Annotated in this window: 16 protein-coding genes, 1 tRNA gene and 2 pseudogenes; 12 read left to right on the top strand and 7 right to left on the bottom strand. The window is 45.0% G+C overall.

Features of this window, described 5'->3' with window-relative positions:
• From DSM107010_RS33395 to DSM107010_RS33405, 3 genes are all read left to right on the top strand, one after another.
• The coding region (locus DSM107010_RS33395) for a glycoside hydrolase family 10-like protein (RefSeq protein WP_127025035.1) at positions 1 to 1,919 on the top strand (1,919 nt) is incomplete at its 5' end.
• Between the two features lie 107 nt (positions 1,920 to 2,026).
• Positions 2,027 to 3,928: a cellulase family glycosylhydrolase gene (locus DSM107010_RS33400; protein ID WP_015153727.1), complete on the top strand. Its 1,902-nt coding sequence runs from the start codon at positions 2,027 to 2,029 to the stop codon at positions 3,926 to 3,928.
• A gap of 137 nt (positions 3,929 to 4,065) precedes the next feature.
• Complete coding sequence (locus DSM107010_RS33405) at positions 4,066 to 4,251, top strand: hypothetical protein (protein WP_015153726.1); 186 nt, start codon at positions 4,066 to 4,068, stop codon at positions 4,249 to 4,251.
• Positions 4,252 to 4,370: 119 nt separating this feature from the next.
• Here the strand turns inward: DSM107010_RS33405 and DSM107010_RS33410 are convergent, their stop codons facing one another.
• Positions 4,371 to 4,910: a YIP1 family protein gene (locus DSM107010_RS33410; RefSeq protein WP_106167757.1), complete on the bottom strand. Its 540-nt coding sequence runs from the start codon at positions 4,908 to 4,910 to the stop codon at positions 4,371 to 4,373.
• Positions 4,911 to 5,008: 98 nt separating this feature from the next.
• On the opposite strand from DSM107010_RS33410, the gene DSM107010_RS33415 reads away from it, so the two are divergent.
• From DSM107010_RS33415 to DSM107010_RS33425, 3 genes are all read left to right on the top strand, one after another.
• On the top strand, positions 5,009 to 6,079 hold the full coding sequence (locus tag DSM107010_RS33415) for a hypothetical protein (protein ID WP_371934021.1): 1,071 nt from the start codon (positions 5,009 to 5,011) through the stop codon (positions 6,077 to 6,079).
• Positions 6,080 to 6,514 (top strand): YidH family protein, encoded by a 435-nt coding sequence (locus DSM107010_RS33420; RefSeq protein WP_015153723.1) that lies wholly within the window; start codon positions 6,080 to 6,082, stop codon positions 6,512 to 6,514. It abuts the gene before it with no gap.
• Positions 6,515 to 6,645: 131 nt separating this feature from the next.
• Positions 6,646 to 7,221 carry a methyltransferase family protein gene (locus tag DSM107010_RS33425; RefSeq protein ID WP_015153722.1) on the top strand — a complete coding sequence of 192 codons (576 nt, stop codon included), beginning with the start codon at positions 6,646 to 6,648 and terminating at the stop codon, positions 7,219 to 7,221.
• A 52-nt stretch (positions 7,222 to 7,273) separates the two neighbouring features.
• On the opposite strand, the pseudogene DSM107010_RS41720 reads toward DSM107010_RS33425, so the two are convergent.
• Positions 7,274 to 7,369 (bottom strand): annotated as a pseudogene (locus DSM107010_RS41720) (type II toxin-antitoxin system PemK/MazF family toxin); the annotation flags it as partial.
• Positions 7,350 to 7,535, bottom strand: a complete 186-nt coding sequence (locus DSM107010_RS33435; RefSeq protein ID WP_015153720.1) for a hypothetical protein — start codon at positions 7,533 to 7,535, stop codon at positions 7,350 to 7,352. The gene DSM107010_RS33435 and the pseudogene DSM107010_RS41720, both read right to left, overlap by 20 nt.
• A gap of 242 nt (positions 7,536 to 7,777) precedes the next feature.
• Here DSM107010_RS33435 and DSM107010_RS33440 point away from each other — a divergent pair, with 242 nt between their 5' ends.
• Both DSM107010_RS33440 and DSM107010_RS33445 read left to right on the top strand, forming a co-directional pair.
• The gene (locus DSM107010_RS33440) at positions 7,778 to 8,434 is read left to right on the top strand and encodes an AzlC family ABC transporter permease (protein ID WP_015153719.1); all 657 of its coding nucleotides are present in this window, start codon (positions 7,778 to 7,780) and stop codon (positions 8,432 to 8,434) included.
• Between the two features lie 104 nt (positions 8,435 to 8,538).
• Positions 8,539 to 8,838, top strand: coding sequence for an AzlD domain-containing protein (locus DSM107010_RS33445; protein ID WP_106167759.1), 300 nt, complete (start codon positions 8,539 to 8,541; stop codon positions 8,836 to 8,838).
• Positions 8,839 to 8,866: 28 nt separating this feature from the next.
• On the opposite strand, the gene DSM107010_RS33450 is transcribed toward DSM107010_RS33445, so the two are convergent.
• Both DSM107010_RS33450 and DSM107010_RS33455 read right to left on the bottom strand, forming a co-directional pair.
• Complete coding sequence (locus tag DSM107010_RS33450) at positions 8,867 to 10,522, bottom strand: ABC transporter substrate-binding protein (protein ID WP_106167760.1); 1,656 nt, start codon at positions 10,520 to 10,522, stop codon at positions 8,867 to 8,869.
• Positions 10,523 to 10,647: 125 nt separating this feature from the next.
• Positions 10,648 to 11,664: a sulfate/molybdate ABC transporter ATP-binding protein gene (locus DSM107010_RS33455; RefSeq protein ID WP_015153716.1), complete on the bottom strand. Its 1,017-nt coding sequence runs from the start codon at positions 11,662 to 11,664 to the stop codon at positions 10,648 to 10,650.
• Between the two features lie 340 nt (positions 11,665 to 12,004).
• Here DSM107010_RS33455 and psb34 point away from each other — a divergent pair, with 340 nt between their 5' ends.
• The 4 genes from psb34 to DSM107010_RS33470 all read left to right on the top strand — a co-directional run bounded on the left by psb34 (position 12,005) and on the right by DSM107010_RS33470 (position 14,510).
• On the top strand, positions 12,005 to 12,175 hold the full coding sequence (psb34, locus tag DSM107010_RS33460) for a photosystem II assembly protein Psb34 (RefSeq protein ID WP_015153715.1): 171 nt from the start codon (positions 12,005 to 12,007) through the stop codon (positions 12,173 to 12,175).
• Between the two features lie 122 nt (positions 12,176 to 12,297).
• On the top strand, positions 12,298 to 12,444 hold the full coding sequence (locus DSM107010_RS38990) for a hypothetical protein (protein WP_158631933.1): 147 nt from the start codon (positions 12,298 to 12,300) through the stop codon (positions 12,442 to 12,444).
• Between the two features lie 9 nt (positions 12,445 to 12,453).
• Positions 12,454 to 13,959 (top strand): thymidylate synthase, encoded by a 1,506-nt coding sequence (locus tag DSM107010_RS33465; protein ID WP_106167761.1) that lies wholly within the window; start codon positions 12,454 to 12,456, stop codon positions 13,957 to 13,959.
• Positions 13,956 to 14,510 carry a deoxycytidylate deaminase gene (locus DSM107010_RS33470; protein WP_106167762.1) on the top strand — a complete coding sequence of 185 codons (555 nt, stop codon included), beginning with the start codon at positions 13,956 to 13,958 and terminating at the stop codon, positions 14,508 to 14,510. Before DSM107010_RS33465 ends, DSM107010_RS33470 begins: the two co-directional genes overlap by 4 nt.
• A gap of 105 nt (positions 14,511 to 14,615) precedes the next feature.
• Here DSM107010_RS33470 and DSM107010_RS33475 read toward each other — a convergent pair.
• Together DSM107010_RS33475 and DSM107010_RS40550 are read right to left on the bottom strand one after the other, a co-directional pair.
• A tRNA-Arg gene (locus DSM107010_RS33475) sits at positions 14,616 to 14,689 on the bottom strand.
• Positions 14,690 to 14,744: 55 nt separating this feature from the next.
• Positions 14,745 to 14,931: pseudogene (locus DSM107010_RS40550) on the bottom strand (hypothetical protein); the annotation flags it as partial.

Consider the following 14,931-nt stretch of genomic DNA (forward strand, 5'->3'; position numbering starts at 1 on the left):
GCAGAGGGACAGAGAAGAATTCACCAATTACCAATCACCAATTACCAATTACCAATCACCAATCACCAATTACCAACAACAAACTACCAGCAGATGAGGCGATCGAACGAATTGCCCCACCAGGTTTAGATGGGGTACAGGCATTTGCGCTTAAACAAGAGTTAGATAATCTGATTGGCAGATTTGAAAGCGCTCAGTTAGCAGCTCGTGCTTTTAGTAGCAGCATGAATGATAATGCAACGGCACAGCTAACTAACTCTGAAACAACCGCTGTGGCGACAACTGGCTCCTTTGTGGGTACGTTACCAGAATCGGCAGCTAGGGCAGTGGCAGAGGCGAAAGCAATTGCCAAAACTTTACCCCTGGCGATCGCCCAAAAGGACTTTGCGGGGGCGCGTCAGCAATGGCACAAAGCACAAGCACTACTATGGCAAAACTACCCCGTCGAACAGTACGCGGCTCAACCAGAAATTCGGGCGATGTGGCTAGACCGAGGTAGTATTATTCGTGCGGGTTCGGAGCAAGGATTGGCAAAGATTTTTGACCGTCTCGCCGCTGCTGGTATCAATACAATCTTTTTTGAAACCGTTAATGCTGGCTATCCGATCTATCCCAGTCAAGTTGCACCTCAACCCAACCCACTAGTTAGAGGCTGGGACCCGTTGGCATCAGCGGTGAAGTTAGCCCACGATCGCAATATGGAGTTACATGCCTGGGTGTGGACTTTTGCCGTAGGCAACAAGCGTCATAATACGCTGATAAATTTACCCGCAGATTATCCAGGACCCGTCATTGCCGCTCATCCCGAGTGGGCGAGTTACGATAATCGCGGGAGTTTATTTCCGCCCGGTCAAGGTAAGCCATTTTTAGACCCAGCCAACCCCGCCGCCAGACAATATTTATTACGGCTTTACGAAGAAATTGTCAGCCGCTACAACGTGGATGGTTTGCAACTAGACTACATCCGCTATCCTTTCCAAGACCCCAGCGCCGACCGGACTTATGGTTACGGAATTGCCGCCAGGCAGCAGTTTCAACAACTGACGGGCGTAGACCCAACGACAATTAAACCAAGCGATCGCGATTTATGGCAAAGGTGGACGCAGTTTCGCACGCAACAAATCGATGGTTTTGTCGCTCAAGCTTCCCGCTACTTGAAGCAAAAGCGCCCTAACTTAGTGATGTCTGTGGCTGTCTTTCCCCTATCAGAACACGATCGCACCCATAAGTTACAGCAACACTGGGAAGTCTGGGCAAATCGCGGCGATGTAGATTTGATCGTGCCGATGACTTATGCTCTAGATTCCTACCGTTTTCAGCGCCTCGCCCAACCCTGGATTACCTCTAGCAAACTCGGTTCGGCTTTGCTGTTGCCAGGAATTCGCTTGCTGAACTTACCAACTATGGGTGCATTCGACCAAATTCAGCTCGTTAGAGATTTACCCGGGAGCGGCTACGCCCTTTTTGCTGTAGAAAACCTCAACGATGAACTCCAGCAAGTTTTTCACAACACCCAAGGCACAAAAGTCAAAGTGACTGCACCAGTCCCTTATCGTCAGCCTTTCCACACAGCAGCGGCGCGTTATGTTAATTTGCGCCAAGAGTGGCAATTCTTGCTGGCAAACGAGCGGCTTTGGTTGAAGGGGACGGCACTGAGTGAGTTTAATACTCGATCGCAAAACTTAGAGACTGCTTTGGATCGCTTAGCTCAAACTCCTTCTGTCAGTAACTTAGCAGCAGCTAGAACAGCTTTAAATAGCTTCCAGACTCAGTTTAAAAATTGGATGCGATCGCAAGCGTTAGAAAATTCTTACCAAGTCAACGTGTGGTCAAATCGCCTGACTACTCTTGAAAGGCTGTTAAATTATGGCGAACGAGTTGTGCTGAAATCATCGTCACCTCTGGCTAGGCAGCGCTAGAATGGCAACTGTTTGTTAATCTCGCGCAAAGCCGCAAAGACGCAAAAGATTAGCCTTAGCGCCTTCGTGTCTTTGCGCGAGCGCTTTTCCAGAGGATAGGTAACGCCATGAGAAAAATTTCTTTTACACTTATATCGGTTTTGGCGTTCCTCTGCATAGTTTTTATTGGATTTTCTCCAGCAGCAAGTGCAAAAGAATTTACTGTTAGAGGTACGAAAATTTTTGCTCCTAACGGACAGCCGTTTGTAATGAAAGGAGCAAATATTGGCATTTGGACAGATCAATCGAGTGCCAAAGATGTGAAATATATCAAAAATATCTGGAAGTTTAATACCGTCAGACTATCATTAGTACTGAAACCAGGTAGCGATCCGAATTGGTTTGTCACCGATAAGCTAATAGATAAATACGTCAAAGCCTATGCTGGCAGTAATCCCAGAACAGTAATTATGCTTGAATGTCACGACCATTCAGGTAGTTTTTATACTGAAGATTCCAATCCATCCTTACAAGATTTACGTAATTTTTGGCGCAAAATTGCCACTCGTTATAAAAATAATCCCTATGTCTGGTTCAACATTATGAACGAACCAGGGGGAACAAATAAAGTCGAAAAATATTGGTATGACATGCACAAACTGCTAATCCAAGATATACGCAAAGCAGGTGCAAATAATATTATTGTAGTTGATGGTTACAACTTTGGTTCTGAAGACGGCAACGGCACGACCAAAGCTAACTTTATTAAAGACTCTACCAGTGCGTTTTTAACTTACGGACAACAACTTTTAAAAACCGATCCGAGAAGAAGAGTTGTCTTTAGCCTGCATACTTATGTTAATTGGAATTGGAATTTAAATAAACTCGATAATTTTGTCGATCGCGTCCAGAAAAAAGGATTGGCAATGATTATTGGCGAGTATGCTGCCACTACAGGCAATTCACAAGCAGATTTAGACGTGACGGAAGCCGCCCGTATATCTTTGGCAGTGGCAAAAAAGCGTGGCATTGGCAGACTCGTATGGCATTATTGGGCATGGGATTGGAACGCACTCGCAACGTCCGATACGGGTGGAGCAAGTGGCGATAGTGTTAATAAAACAAATGGCAGTCGCCCGACAAATTTAACTTGGTTAGGCGAACAAGTGTGGGACGATTCCCATAATCTCTCCGAACCGAAACGAGGAATTGAACTGAATCGTTTTGCTTGGAAAGCAAGTAGTTCGGGAGGAAATGCCGCAGCTGCAATTGACAATGACTTTCGGACGCAATTTGCGATCGCCAATGCAAGTTCTAGTAATTGGTTTGCTGTCGATCTGGGTTCGTCGCAGTCGTTCAATAGAATCGTGATGGATTCTCGCAAAGCCGCTAGTAGTTTTTTACGAGACTATCAGGTCTATGTCTCTAATACGGCAAAGTCAAAAGGAAAGTTGGTTGCCAGTGTCAAAGGAAATGCAATGGCACGAATGCAAGTGTCTTTTCCGACGCAAAAAGCTAGGTATATCAGAATTGTCCCTCAAAGATTTGCGAAAAAGTCAAAGCCCGATTGGTCGTTTGCCGAATTTTTAGTTTATCGTGCTGGTACTGAAAGAACGGTTGTGGGCAAAAATGAATTAAATTCGCGTAACTGGCAAGCCTCAGCCAGCCGCAAAGGTACTTGGGATCGAGAAGCGCCAGATATGGCAATCGATCGCAACTCAGATACGCGCTATACCAGTGGAGATGCGATCGCAAATGGCGATTGGTTTCAAGTCGATATGCGATCGCCCCAAACAGTTAGAGAGATCGTCATGAATGCAGGATCTTCAGGAGACGATTACTTGACAAGATTTGAGGTTTATGTAGGTAACAATCCCAACCAATTTGGCAAACCAGTATATCAAGGTCTAGGTTCTCCCGTGACGAGGATCGGCTTAAATTCTCCTGTGAGAGGTCGCTATATTCGCGTTGTCAACAAACAAGAGAAAAAAGCTTGGTGGTCGATCCACGATTTTCGGGTGCAGGCGTAAGCTTTATGGCTTTCTATCGAAATTGCGATCGCAGTGTTCTACTTCAATTGCGATCGCAGTGTTCTACTTCAATTGCGATCGCAATATAGAGACAAACTCGATACAATTTTTGAAAAGGCGAGTTCAAGTTAGGAATTATGTACTCAGATGCAGACCGTCCAGCAAACAACGATGCTTCTAATGAGGAAATTCCCATTTTGCGGCGACAGTCAATCCACCCAGACAGTCTCAAGTTCATGGATATGGCAAAAGAGTTACTCGACAGCCCAGAAATTAAACAAGCAATCTCAGACGAACGACAGGAAAAAACCCAGGAACAGTGAGCCGGGAGCCGGGAGCCGGGAGCCGGGAGCCGGGGAAGAGAGAGTCGCCCAGCTGAGGGAGAATTACTCCTGACTCCTGACTCCTAATTTTTGACTTTTAACTTTTGACTTTTGACTTCTCAAGCGATCGCTCTGACTAGACCGATTGTCATTTGAAGCGGTATCCAACCAATTAAACAGATCGCGATCGCCCAACCAGGGGAAATATCTAGACCTTGGCGGACTGCTACAATTGCCGCTAGCAAACTCCACACGGCTAGAATTCGCTCAATTGGTTGACCCAATAGAGGAATCAGAGTTAAAAAGTTGAGAGCTTGGGGGGCGTAAGCCAAGCCTAGAGGAATCATCAGCGCTCGATAAGTTACGTGATTTGGTTTAAACCAGTCACCAATTTTCCAAATCGTCAAAGTCCAAAAGTAGTAGCCGATGACGACACCGATCCCACTGCCCAAGAGCCTCAAAATTAACAACGGTAGGGGAATTCGGTTGATTAAAAAAATCACAGCACTACCAAGAGAGTAAGAGATGGCTGCAAGAACAACCACTATATGGGCGAAGCGGCGGTTTTTCGCGTTGATCGGAATATGTTCGTAAAAATTAGGGTCTAAAGTTAGTGCTTCCCGTAGTAAACTCCAAAGATTGCTATTTCGATCGCGCACTTTAAATTCCTTGAAAAGTGAGTAGTGAATGGTTAATGGTCATTCGCAACTACCAACTACCAACTACCAACTACCAATTACCAATTCCAATCGATCTTATGGTGAGGTTTGTCAATTGGCTGCGGAGCGGAAGCTTAAGACTGCTAGTTCTAGCGGGAATTATACTTTTGATTTGGGGCATGTTCTCACCCGTGGGAACTTTGGTTTGGTGGCTATCTCAAGAAGTGGAGAGTTTGGGGCTAAAACCAAAGCCAGATAAGCAATTGCGATTGAGTGGCAGTTCAAATTCTCAGGCGCAGTCGGCAAATATAAATTGTTACATTGTCTTTTTAACAGGTGTGGGAGATTTTTCTGCTAACCAGCTATTACCTGGGGAAGAAGTCTTTCTCAACCGTCTCGAACAAGCGCATCCTAACTGCGTTACCGTACGCGATGTCTTTCCCTATTCAGCCGCAAATGAAAGTTTGGGGGGAGAGCGCTTTTTAGCTCCCTTGTGGCGTTTTGCAGACGAGGCTAAAGGTTGGTATGGTGTGGCGGATGTATTAATAAAAATTCGCAACCTCTGGCGTTTTGCGATTTCTGCCGACGATCGCTATGGAAAAGTCTATAACTTGGGGATTGCTAACGCGATCGTTGACCGGATGCAAGCAGCTCACCCCTTATCCCAAACCTCTCAGCAACCAATTAAGATTCTATTGATGGGGACGAGTGGTGGCGCTCAAGTTGCCCTTGCCGCAACTCCATATCTCGCTCGATGGCTGCCAAACACTCAAATTGCAGTTGTCTCGATTGGAGGTGTGTTTGGTGGCACAGATGGTTTTAACACGGCTGAGCAGATTTATCATTTACAAGGTCAACGAGACTGGGTAGAGGATATTGGCAGAATTATTTTTCCCTCTCGCTGGATTGGGACGGTAGGTTCGCCGTTTAATCAGGCTGTCAGGCAGGGTCGTTATACGGTACATTCGAGCGGACCGCACGAACATGATGGTGCAGAAGGCTATTTTGGTATGGAGATAGTTGGCGAGAAAGGCATGAAATATGTAGATTTAACGCTACAAAAGGTGAATCAGTTGCCGATTTGGTCGCAAGAGAAAAGCAGTGTTAAATATATCTCGGTCAGAAGTTACGCAGTCGATTCCCCAACTCCACTTCAATTGGGAATCTGAATGAAAAATAGCACGAACAGAAAATCGGAAATCGATCGCCAACGGGAACATCAAGCCAACGAGCGGACTTTCTTAGCTTGGTTGCGGACTGCGATCGCTTTAATTGGTTTTGGGTTTGCGATCGCTCGATTCGGTCTATTTCTGCGCCAACTTCAAACAGCCGTGACTCAACAACCTACGGTTGCCGATCGCAATTTAGTTAGCTCCGAGAATTTGGGGGTTAGCCTAGTTATAGTTGGTATCTTCACGATTGCCTTAGCAGCTTGGCGATATAACCGAGTTTTTGGGCAAATTGAAAGCGGTAACTATCGCCCCAACCGTTTAGTGATTTGGCTTTTGGCAGTCATTATGATGGCTCTGGGAACTATGAGTATTCCGCTGATTTTGGGTCGTTCTGCACCATCTCCACCTACATCTGAGCGCGATCGAAATTGATTCGCAGGCGATCGAGAAGACACAATCGAGCTTTTAATAATTACTTGATTTTCTGCATCTTAAGCGTCGGAGTTACGCCAGGAAAATATAGTAGTTCTAGATGATTTATTTCTGTATTTAGAAAAGTCAGTATGACAATTACAACTGTCTCGGCATACCTCTTGATTGCTTGCTACTTTGTGATGGAGCGTTCGTTGAGAAAAGGTGAACAGGCACTCAAGCTCAAACCAGGACTAGCTGATGCAGGCAGTTCTCAAGTGCTGTGGAGCAGTGGCACGATCGGTATTTTGCTGGTCATTACTGCGCCTATCTTAAATACTTATGAAGTCGGATACTGGAGCCATGCAAATGTTGGCTGGCTGGGATTAACACTGATGCTTGGTGGATTAGCAATGCGATATTGGGCTGCTAAAACGCTGGGTGAGTTTTATACAAGGACATTACAGGTTATCGAAGGGCAGAAAATTGTAAATCAAGCTCCGTACAACGTTATTCGCCATCCTGGATATCTTGGAACATTACTGATGGAGATAGGCGCGGGATTAGCCGTTACGAATTGGGTTGTGTTGATAGCTATTGTAGTTATCGGAATTACGTCCCGAGCTTACCGAATTGGTGTAGAAGAGAAGATGCTAGAAGCAAGTTTTGGAGAAGAATACAAGATATATGCAGACAAAACTTGGAAATTAGTTCCGTTTCTGTATTAAAGCTATAGCCAGCGGTATTTCACCTATAGATTGTGGCAAACGAGAGTTCAAAGGGGGTAGGATCGTAGCGAGACACAATGATGACAGGGCGCGTCTTGGCTGCAAGTCCTAAATCAGCTAGCCACACCTCACCTGGTTTTAGGTTCATCAATCAAATCCAACACTTCTTGTTCAACTGCTTTAGAACGAAGAATACCTAAAGCGTCTTGGTCTGCCAGTTCAATAATCTCCACCAGATATTGTCTCACCTGATGAGCAATATTAAGTTGCCATTGGCGCAGTTTTATGTCGAGTCCTCGGACTAAAGCATCCATTTCAAGTTCTCACGACAGGATACGATATTTGATTCTATGTTAATGTGTCAACCAGTAGGCTAATACTGCATGAGAGCAGGCAGGCGAAAATCTCGTGCTTCGTTTCAAGGTATTTGCCACCACTCAAGGTATTTGCCACCACTGAAACACGCTGTTACTGAATAAATCTAGAGCAAGATCGTTCAAGACTGAATTTGCCCCCACTAACTAAACTAATGCTGTAGCGGATTCGAGAACGGTCAATGCATGAGTTTTTGAAAGGCATTCATCGCGCCTTGGGGGTGGGAGTTGGCTATTTCCCTGTAGCGATGAGTTTTGGGGCGCTGGCAACTGGGATAGGTGTATCCACGCCAGCAGCAGTTACGATGTCTATTTGGGTTTATGCTGGTGCTGCCCAATTTGCCGCTTTGGAAGGAGTCAAGCAAGATTTATTCTGGGTAAGTATCGTGCTGACGATGCTGTTGATTAATTTGCGGCATATTCCGATGAGTCTGGCTAGCGATCGCATTTTCAACTCTTTTGGGCTAGGACAGCGATTATTCCTGGCTCACGGGCTTACAGATGAGGCTTTTGCTCTAGATATTACTAGCAAACCGCGATCGCATTTCTACTATTTCGGCATCCATATTCTATGTTGGTTGAGTTGGATCTCTGGAACTTGGTTGGGATGTCAAATCGGGGCAAAGTTACCCGTACAGTGGCTGAGTTTTGCTTTGCCGAGTTTGTTTATCTGTCTTTTAGTCGATAGTATTGGCGATCGCCTCAGTCGAGAGTGGATTGTAGTGGCGATCGGTGTTGGTTTGGTACTGGTAACTCAAGGTTGGGGAACTTTGGGTTTTTTATTGTCGATTGTAGGGGTGACTTGCTTGGCTGTAGTGTTGCCTAAAATTTATCGGTAGCTGCAAAAATTCTTTTTTATGTCACGCAAAGACGCGAAGGCGCAAAGCAACTTCTCGTAAGAGTAGATGCAAAGTTAAGAACGCTAAGAAAGGGTGAAGTTCAGATGCATGTTTGGTGGATTATTTTATTGGCTGGTTTGGGGACTTTCTTGATGCGAAGTGTGGGGATTTGGGTAAGGACGGATCGGCTGCAAGCGGGTTGGTTGGATAAAGTTGGTTTTGCGGTAATTTTAGTAATGGCTACTAGTAGCGTAGCCGATCTAGGACAGTCAACTGTAGAAATTTGGGGGGCGATCGCAGCGAGTATAGTTGTTGTAGTTGCGAGTATTTATAAGCTACCGCTTCTCCTACGTATCGCCTTTGGTTGTCTTGTCTTTGGCGCGATCGCTAGCCTACGATTGTAGAGACGTTCCATGAAACGTCTCTACAGATCTATCCTTTTTTTATCTGCCACAAGGGAAGTTTCAAAATTGGGTCGATTTGTACGCCTTGAAGTCCTTTTTGAGCAAAAACGTAGTCTTTATTTTGAACTAGAGGAATAATCGGCACGTCTTGGGCGATCGCATCTTGAATTTCGCCAAAGATTTTTGCCCGCGCTTGCGGGTCTTGTGCTTGGCGCTGTTGGGCAATTAACTTGTTCATGCGATCGCTGTAGTAGAACGAACCTTGGCTTTGACTGGCACCATTCTCGCAACCGCTAGCATCGCCTTTAGGACAACTTAAAAATGGTTGAATATAGTTATCGGGATCGCCAAAGTCGGGATACCAATCTTGTAAAATTGCCTGATATGCTCCTTTGGCTTGGTTGGCGAAAAAGGTAGCTGATTCTTCTGGCTGCGGCTGGATTTGAATTATCCCTTCGAGTTTCTGCGCTGCGTATCCCCTCAGAGTACCAGCTATTTGTTCCCGAATCAGGGAATACCCAGGATAAACGACTTGTAATTTCAAGGGGTTCTCTTTGGTGTATCCCGCTTTGGCTAGTAAGGCTTTTGCTTTCTCTACATTGCCATCGCCATAAGCCGATTGAAACACGGGTTTATAACTGTCGAAGGTATCGGGCAGCATACTGTAGAGTGGTTGCGCCTGATTTTGGTAAACTCGTTGTATCAGTAGGGGACGATCTATCATAGAGGCGATCGCCTGTCTGACTTCCAATTGGTCTAAAGGCTTTTGCTTGACGTTCAAAATCATGTGGGTGACAGTATTGCTTTTTTCTTCAATTGCCTGCCATCCTTTTGATGTTGCTTGCTGTTTTAAACTCTCTACCTGTTGCGGATCGAAGGTTTGATAGGCAATATCTACTGCACCCGTACGGAAAGAATTGTATAAATTTGCCGCATTCGAGAGAATTTGAAAGTCAATACCTTGATTTGTCGGTTTTGCGCCCCAATATTTATCAAATGCATCCATCCGTACCAAATTCGGTGTAAACTGCCTTAACTGATAGGGTCCCGTGCCAACAAATTTTGTCGGTAAAAATTTGCCGCTACCAATTTGATAGGCTTTGGGAGAGACGGCGCACATCCCAGGAAAAGCTAAGACTGAAGGGAATGCCGCAAAAGAGTTTTTTAATTTAATTGTTATTTGGTCATTTCCTGTCGCCGCTACAGAACTCACCACATCTGACAACAACGCACTCGGTTTACCACCATTTTTAATAAACCGATTCAGGGAAAACGCCATCGCTTCGGCGTTGAAAGGCGTACCGTCGTGAAAAACGACTCCTGTACGGATGGGAATCGTATAAGTTAACCCATCTTGACTGACTTTAGGTAAAGCTGTAGCTAGCTGGGGTTCTAGTTCTCCCGTACCTAGTTTGTAAGTGTAGAGGCGATCGCACAAACTAGTAGTAATATTAGTGCCTGCCAACTCGTAATTATCTGCGGGATCGATCGTTCTCGGTCTTAACGTTGTCCCCACAGTAATGCGACTGTTACCCCCACCACCACCACCAGTAGCAGGCGTTGTTGTTTGTGCTGGCGGACGAGAAGTATTACAACTGACGATCAGCAAGCAGCATAGACTCAGCAGACTGAAGAATTTTCCCCACGACCAAAATTGTCGGCGCGATAAACCAAACCAGTTCATATTTTTTATTGTTTTCGATTTAGCCAGTAGAGAGTGACTGGTGGCTAGTGGCTGGTGACTAGAAAAAAGTCTAGCCACTAGCCACTAGATACTAGCCACTTACAAATGACCAATGACCACTAATGCTAAATCGAATAGTATAGCGGAAAAGATTTCGCTTCTTTGGGTTTGACATAAACCTTTTGCTGCGGTTCGAGTTGCAGCTGGTCGAAGCGATCGCGTGTTAAGTGCGCCATGACGACTTGTCCGTCGTCTAAAGTTAACTCTGCCTGAATTTCCCAGCCCAGATGAATAATCCGACTGACTCTTGCAGGGACACTCGTAGCGTTAGGTTCTGTCTCGATCGCCACATCTTGGGGACGTAAGAAGATTTCTGGATGGGCAGAATCAAACCCGCTACCCTGAAATATTTTCGCCGTACTCGGTAACACGTTCACAGGACCGATGAAACTCATCACGAATGCTGTAGCGGGACGATCGTAAATTTGGGCTGGCGTTCCTACCTGTTCGACTTTACCTTTATTCATCACGACAATTTCGTCGGCAACTTCCATCGCCTCTTCTTGGTCGTGGGTGACAAATACTGTCGTAACGTGGACTTCATCGTGGAGGCGGCGCAACCAGGCGCGTAAATCTTTCCGCACTTTGGCATCTAGCGCCCCGAAGGGTTCGTCTAGTAACAAAACTTTTGGTTCTACCGCTAGCGCCCGCGCCAGGGCGACTCTTTGTCTCTGTCCGCCTGAAAGTTGCGAAGGATAGCGATCGCCCAATCCTTTTAATTGTACTAACTCTAATAATTCTTCTACCCGCCCTTTAACTTTCCCTTTGGTGGCTTTGCGAATTTCCATCCCAAAGGCGACGTTTTGGCGTACCGTCATGTGTTTGAACAAAGCGTAGTGCTGAAATACAAACCCAATATTCCGATCCTGTACGCTCTGATTGGTCGCATCTTTACCCGTCAGCAAGATTTTACCGCTATCCGGCATCTCCAACCCCGCAATCAGACGTAAAAGCGTAGACTTACCCGATCCTGACGGACCCAACAAAGCGACTAATGAACCACTTTCAATCTCTAAACTGACGTTTTCGACAGCGATAAAACTGCCGAACTGTTTCGTGACGTTTTCTACAACAATACCCATTTTGACTGAGGTAGGGGCTAGGGGCTGGAGGCTAAGGAATCAGTTGTCAGCATTCGACAATAACTTATCCCTCTAATTTCCAGTTTATCGGTGGGATTACAGTAGATATATACCATACATTAGCAGCTCTTGTCTGCCAAAACTGAGTTAGTCAATACATTACAACAATTCTTTTGTCTGTTGGTAATGAGTAATGGGTAATGGGTAGTTGGTAGTTGCTCGCCGAGCGATAAGTTCTACTTTTGTTTACTATTTATTTTTTATTTGTCAAGTCATCTTGCTTTTTGTAACAAAAGCGTTATATTAGTTTACAAGAAGTAACAAACAAGCAATAAGCGATATGTACACAACTATCAACGAAGACGGTATCATCAACAACTACGCCACTGAGCCAGAAATGTATTATTCTGAATACCCATCCCCAGAACAGCAGAGTCGCTATGCTTTTCAGGGTGCGATCGCTGGTGTATTTGTCATGGCTATAGTATTAGTTGCTCTAGTTGCTAGCTAAGTTTTTTAATTTCAAGATTTAAGTTCGATAACAGTAGCTCCCATCGGCATTTAATTCCTCCTCTTGCACCTCGGCTTTTGAGTCGAGGTTTTTTGTTGCCCAGCAGCTTTATTTGTGAAGTTGTGCTAGCTACTGGCGTAGATATGGATGTGGGTTATTTTGCTACACAGAACGAATTGGTAGCGATCGCCGATGACGAATGTAAAAAGATACGAGTAACTGGCAATTTTGTTTCAGGTTTAGGTATTCTACAAGAGTTACTTTTGTGATGTAAGCCTGTGACAGTCACCGATTCTACAAAACAGTACCATTACAGACCTTCGCATAAACCAAACCAGCTATTATATGGCACTGGACAAGTTGCAGTCGTGACTGGTTGGACTGTCAAACAGGCGATCGCCAAGCATTTGCAACAGAGCGAATATGCAGTCATCGGACAGTTATACTCGCCAACGCGGGGAATTAACTTGCTGATCCGCAATTTACTCGCCAATCCTCACGTTCGTTTCTTAGTTGTTCTCAACGCTACTAAAGAAGATAGAAACTCAGGGGGTACGAAGTGCTTGTTAGATTTTTTCGAGCATGGCTTTGCAGCAGGGTCAAGCGATACGGGAAAGCACTGCTGGATGATTCGTTCCTCCATTTCTGGGTATATCGATATGGAAGTCGATGCTTTTGCATTGGAACAGTTGCGGCAAAATCTTGTAGTTAAGGAAGTGTTTTCGATTACTGAAGCAGTCGAGCAGACGCGCAATTTTGTTGCTGTGACTCAACAACAAGAAATACAGCCTTGGGGTGTGCCTTTAGAATTTCCTATAGAGAGTGTAGTTCCTACAGTTTTACCTGGAACTCGTTACGGACATCGAATTGAAGGAAAAACAATTGCTGAAACTTGGGTGAAAATTATTCACCGAATCAAAACAACAGGAACAATTCGACCTACTGGCTACGATGGGCAATGGCAGGAATTGATCGATCTGATGGCAATTGTCACCGACGAACCAGAGGGTTTCTATTTTCCCGAACCAAATTATCTACCATGCGATCGCGCTTTTATTCAAGAATATCTTTCGCAGATTTTAGACGACCAGCCCTATAGAGAAGGGGTGAAATATACTTACGGTCAAAGATTGCGATCGCATTTTGGTCGAGATCAAGTCGAGCAGGTGATTCAAAAGCTGATTGGAGAGATCGATGCTGCTAGTGCCGTCATGACACTGTGGGATGTGAAAGACCATGAAAAAGGTGGTAGCCCATGTTTAAATCATATTTGGGTGAGAGTTGTCGAGCAAGAAATATCATTAACAGCGACGTTACGCAGTAACGATATGTTTTCTGCATGGGCTGCAAACGCTATGGGATTGAGAGCATTACAACAGCATATTCGAGATGAAATTGCCGCTCGTTCTAGTTACGATTTACGCATGGGACCGCTGATTACAATGAGCCAATCAGCCCACATATATGACGATACTTGGGAAAACGTAGATCGACTGATTAAGCAGCAGTATGCGGTAATTTCTAAACAATTAGACTACAACGATCCATGTGGAAACTTCCTAATTGAAGTTACAGATGGTGAGATAGTTGTTACCCAAACAACACCTGGTAGCGGTGAGGTTGTTGCCTGCTATTCTGGGAAAAATCCCTTGAAGCTATTAAGAGAAATTTGTGCTGCTTCTCCTTCTATTCGTCCAGATCATTCTGGATATTTAGGAATGGAGTTGCAAAAGGCATCCGAGTGTTTGAAAACAGGAAAGTTATATAACCAGGACGGAAAATGACAGCTAGCGATGACCAAAGACCAACATGGAATGAGTACTTTTTAATGTTGGCTAAACTAGCAGCTACTCGTTCAACTTGCCTTGCTTTTCCAGTTGGCGCGGTAATTGTTAAAAACAAGCAGGTTGTAGCAACAGGTTATAACGGTTCGCCGTCTGGTTCAGCTCATTGTACTGCTCAAGGATACTGCTATCCAGGGTTGAGCAGTTGTGACGCTAGTAAGAGCCTACCATCGCGGGCTGTACATGCAGAGGCAAATGCGATCGCCCAAGCTGCCAAACACGGTACATCTACTGATGGGGCGAGTATTTATGTCACCCTAGAACCTTGTCTATCTTGTTTAAAGTTAATTATTTCAGCTGGGATTAAAGAAGTTTTTTATGAAACTTCCTTTAATGGTCGAGAAAATGCTGTAGTTAGAGATTCTTTTGTCACGGAAGGATTAGTTACTTTGGCACAAATTCATTTATCTGAAGCAACACAGGAAAAAGCTGCTTTATTCCTGCTCAATCCTACATCTATTGCTAGGTATGAAAACACTTATATTAGCTAGTTTTGTGAATTATGGCACTTTGAACACGCGATTACAAGCGTCGAGCGTTTGTCATTCAGGCAAACAGCTTTCCCTGCTGACATAGCTGTAAGGTTTGAATTTTGACGGGACTGGCGCGTCTCGAACGCGCGACCTAGCGCTTAGGAGGCGCTCGCTCTATCCAACTGAGCTACAGCCCCAATCCTTTGCGATCATAGCATCAGAAGTCAGAAGTCAGAATTCAAAAGTCAAAAGTCAAAAGTCAGAAGTCGGGTGAGTAACTGGTGGCTTGGAATTACCCCCTTGTCCCCCTTGTCTCCCTTGTCCCCCTTGTCCCCCTTGTCCCCCTTGTCCCCCTTCGCCCCCTAATGGGACTTTAAAACTTTCTAAGCCCAAAGATAGCCTGACTTGGCTTTGTGAGCGGCAAATACGTTGATGTGGG

The sequence above is a fragment of the Chroococcidiopsis cubana SAG 39.79 genome, assembly GCF_003991895.1.
Lineage (GTDB): Bacteria > Cyanobacteriota > Cyanobacteriia > Cyanobacteriales > Chroococcidiopsidaceae > Chroococcidiopsis > Chroococcidiopsis thermalis.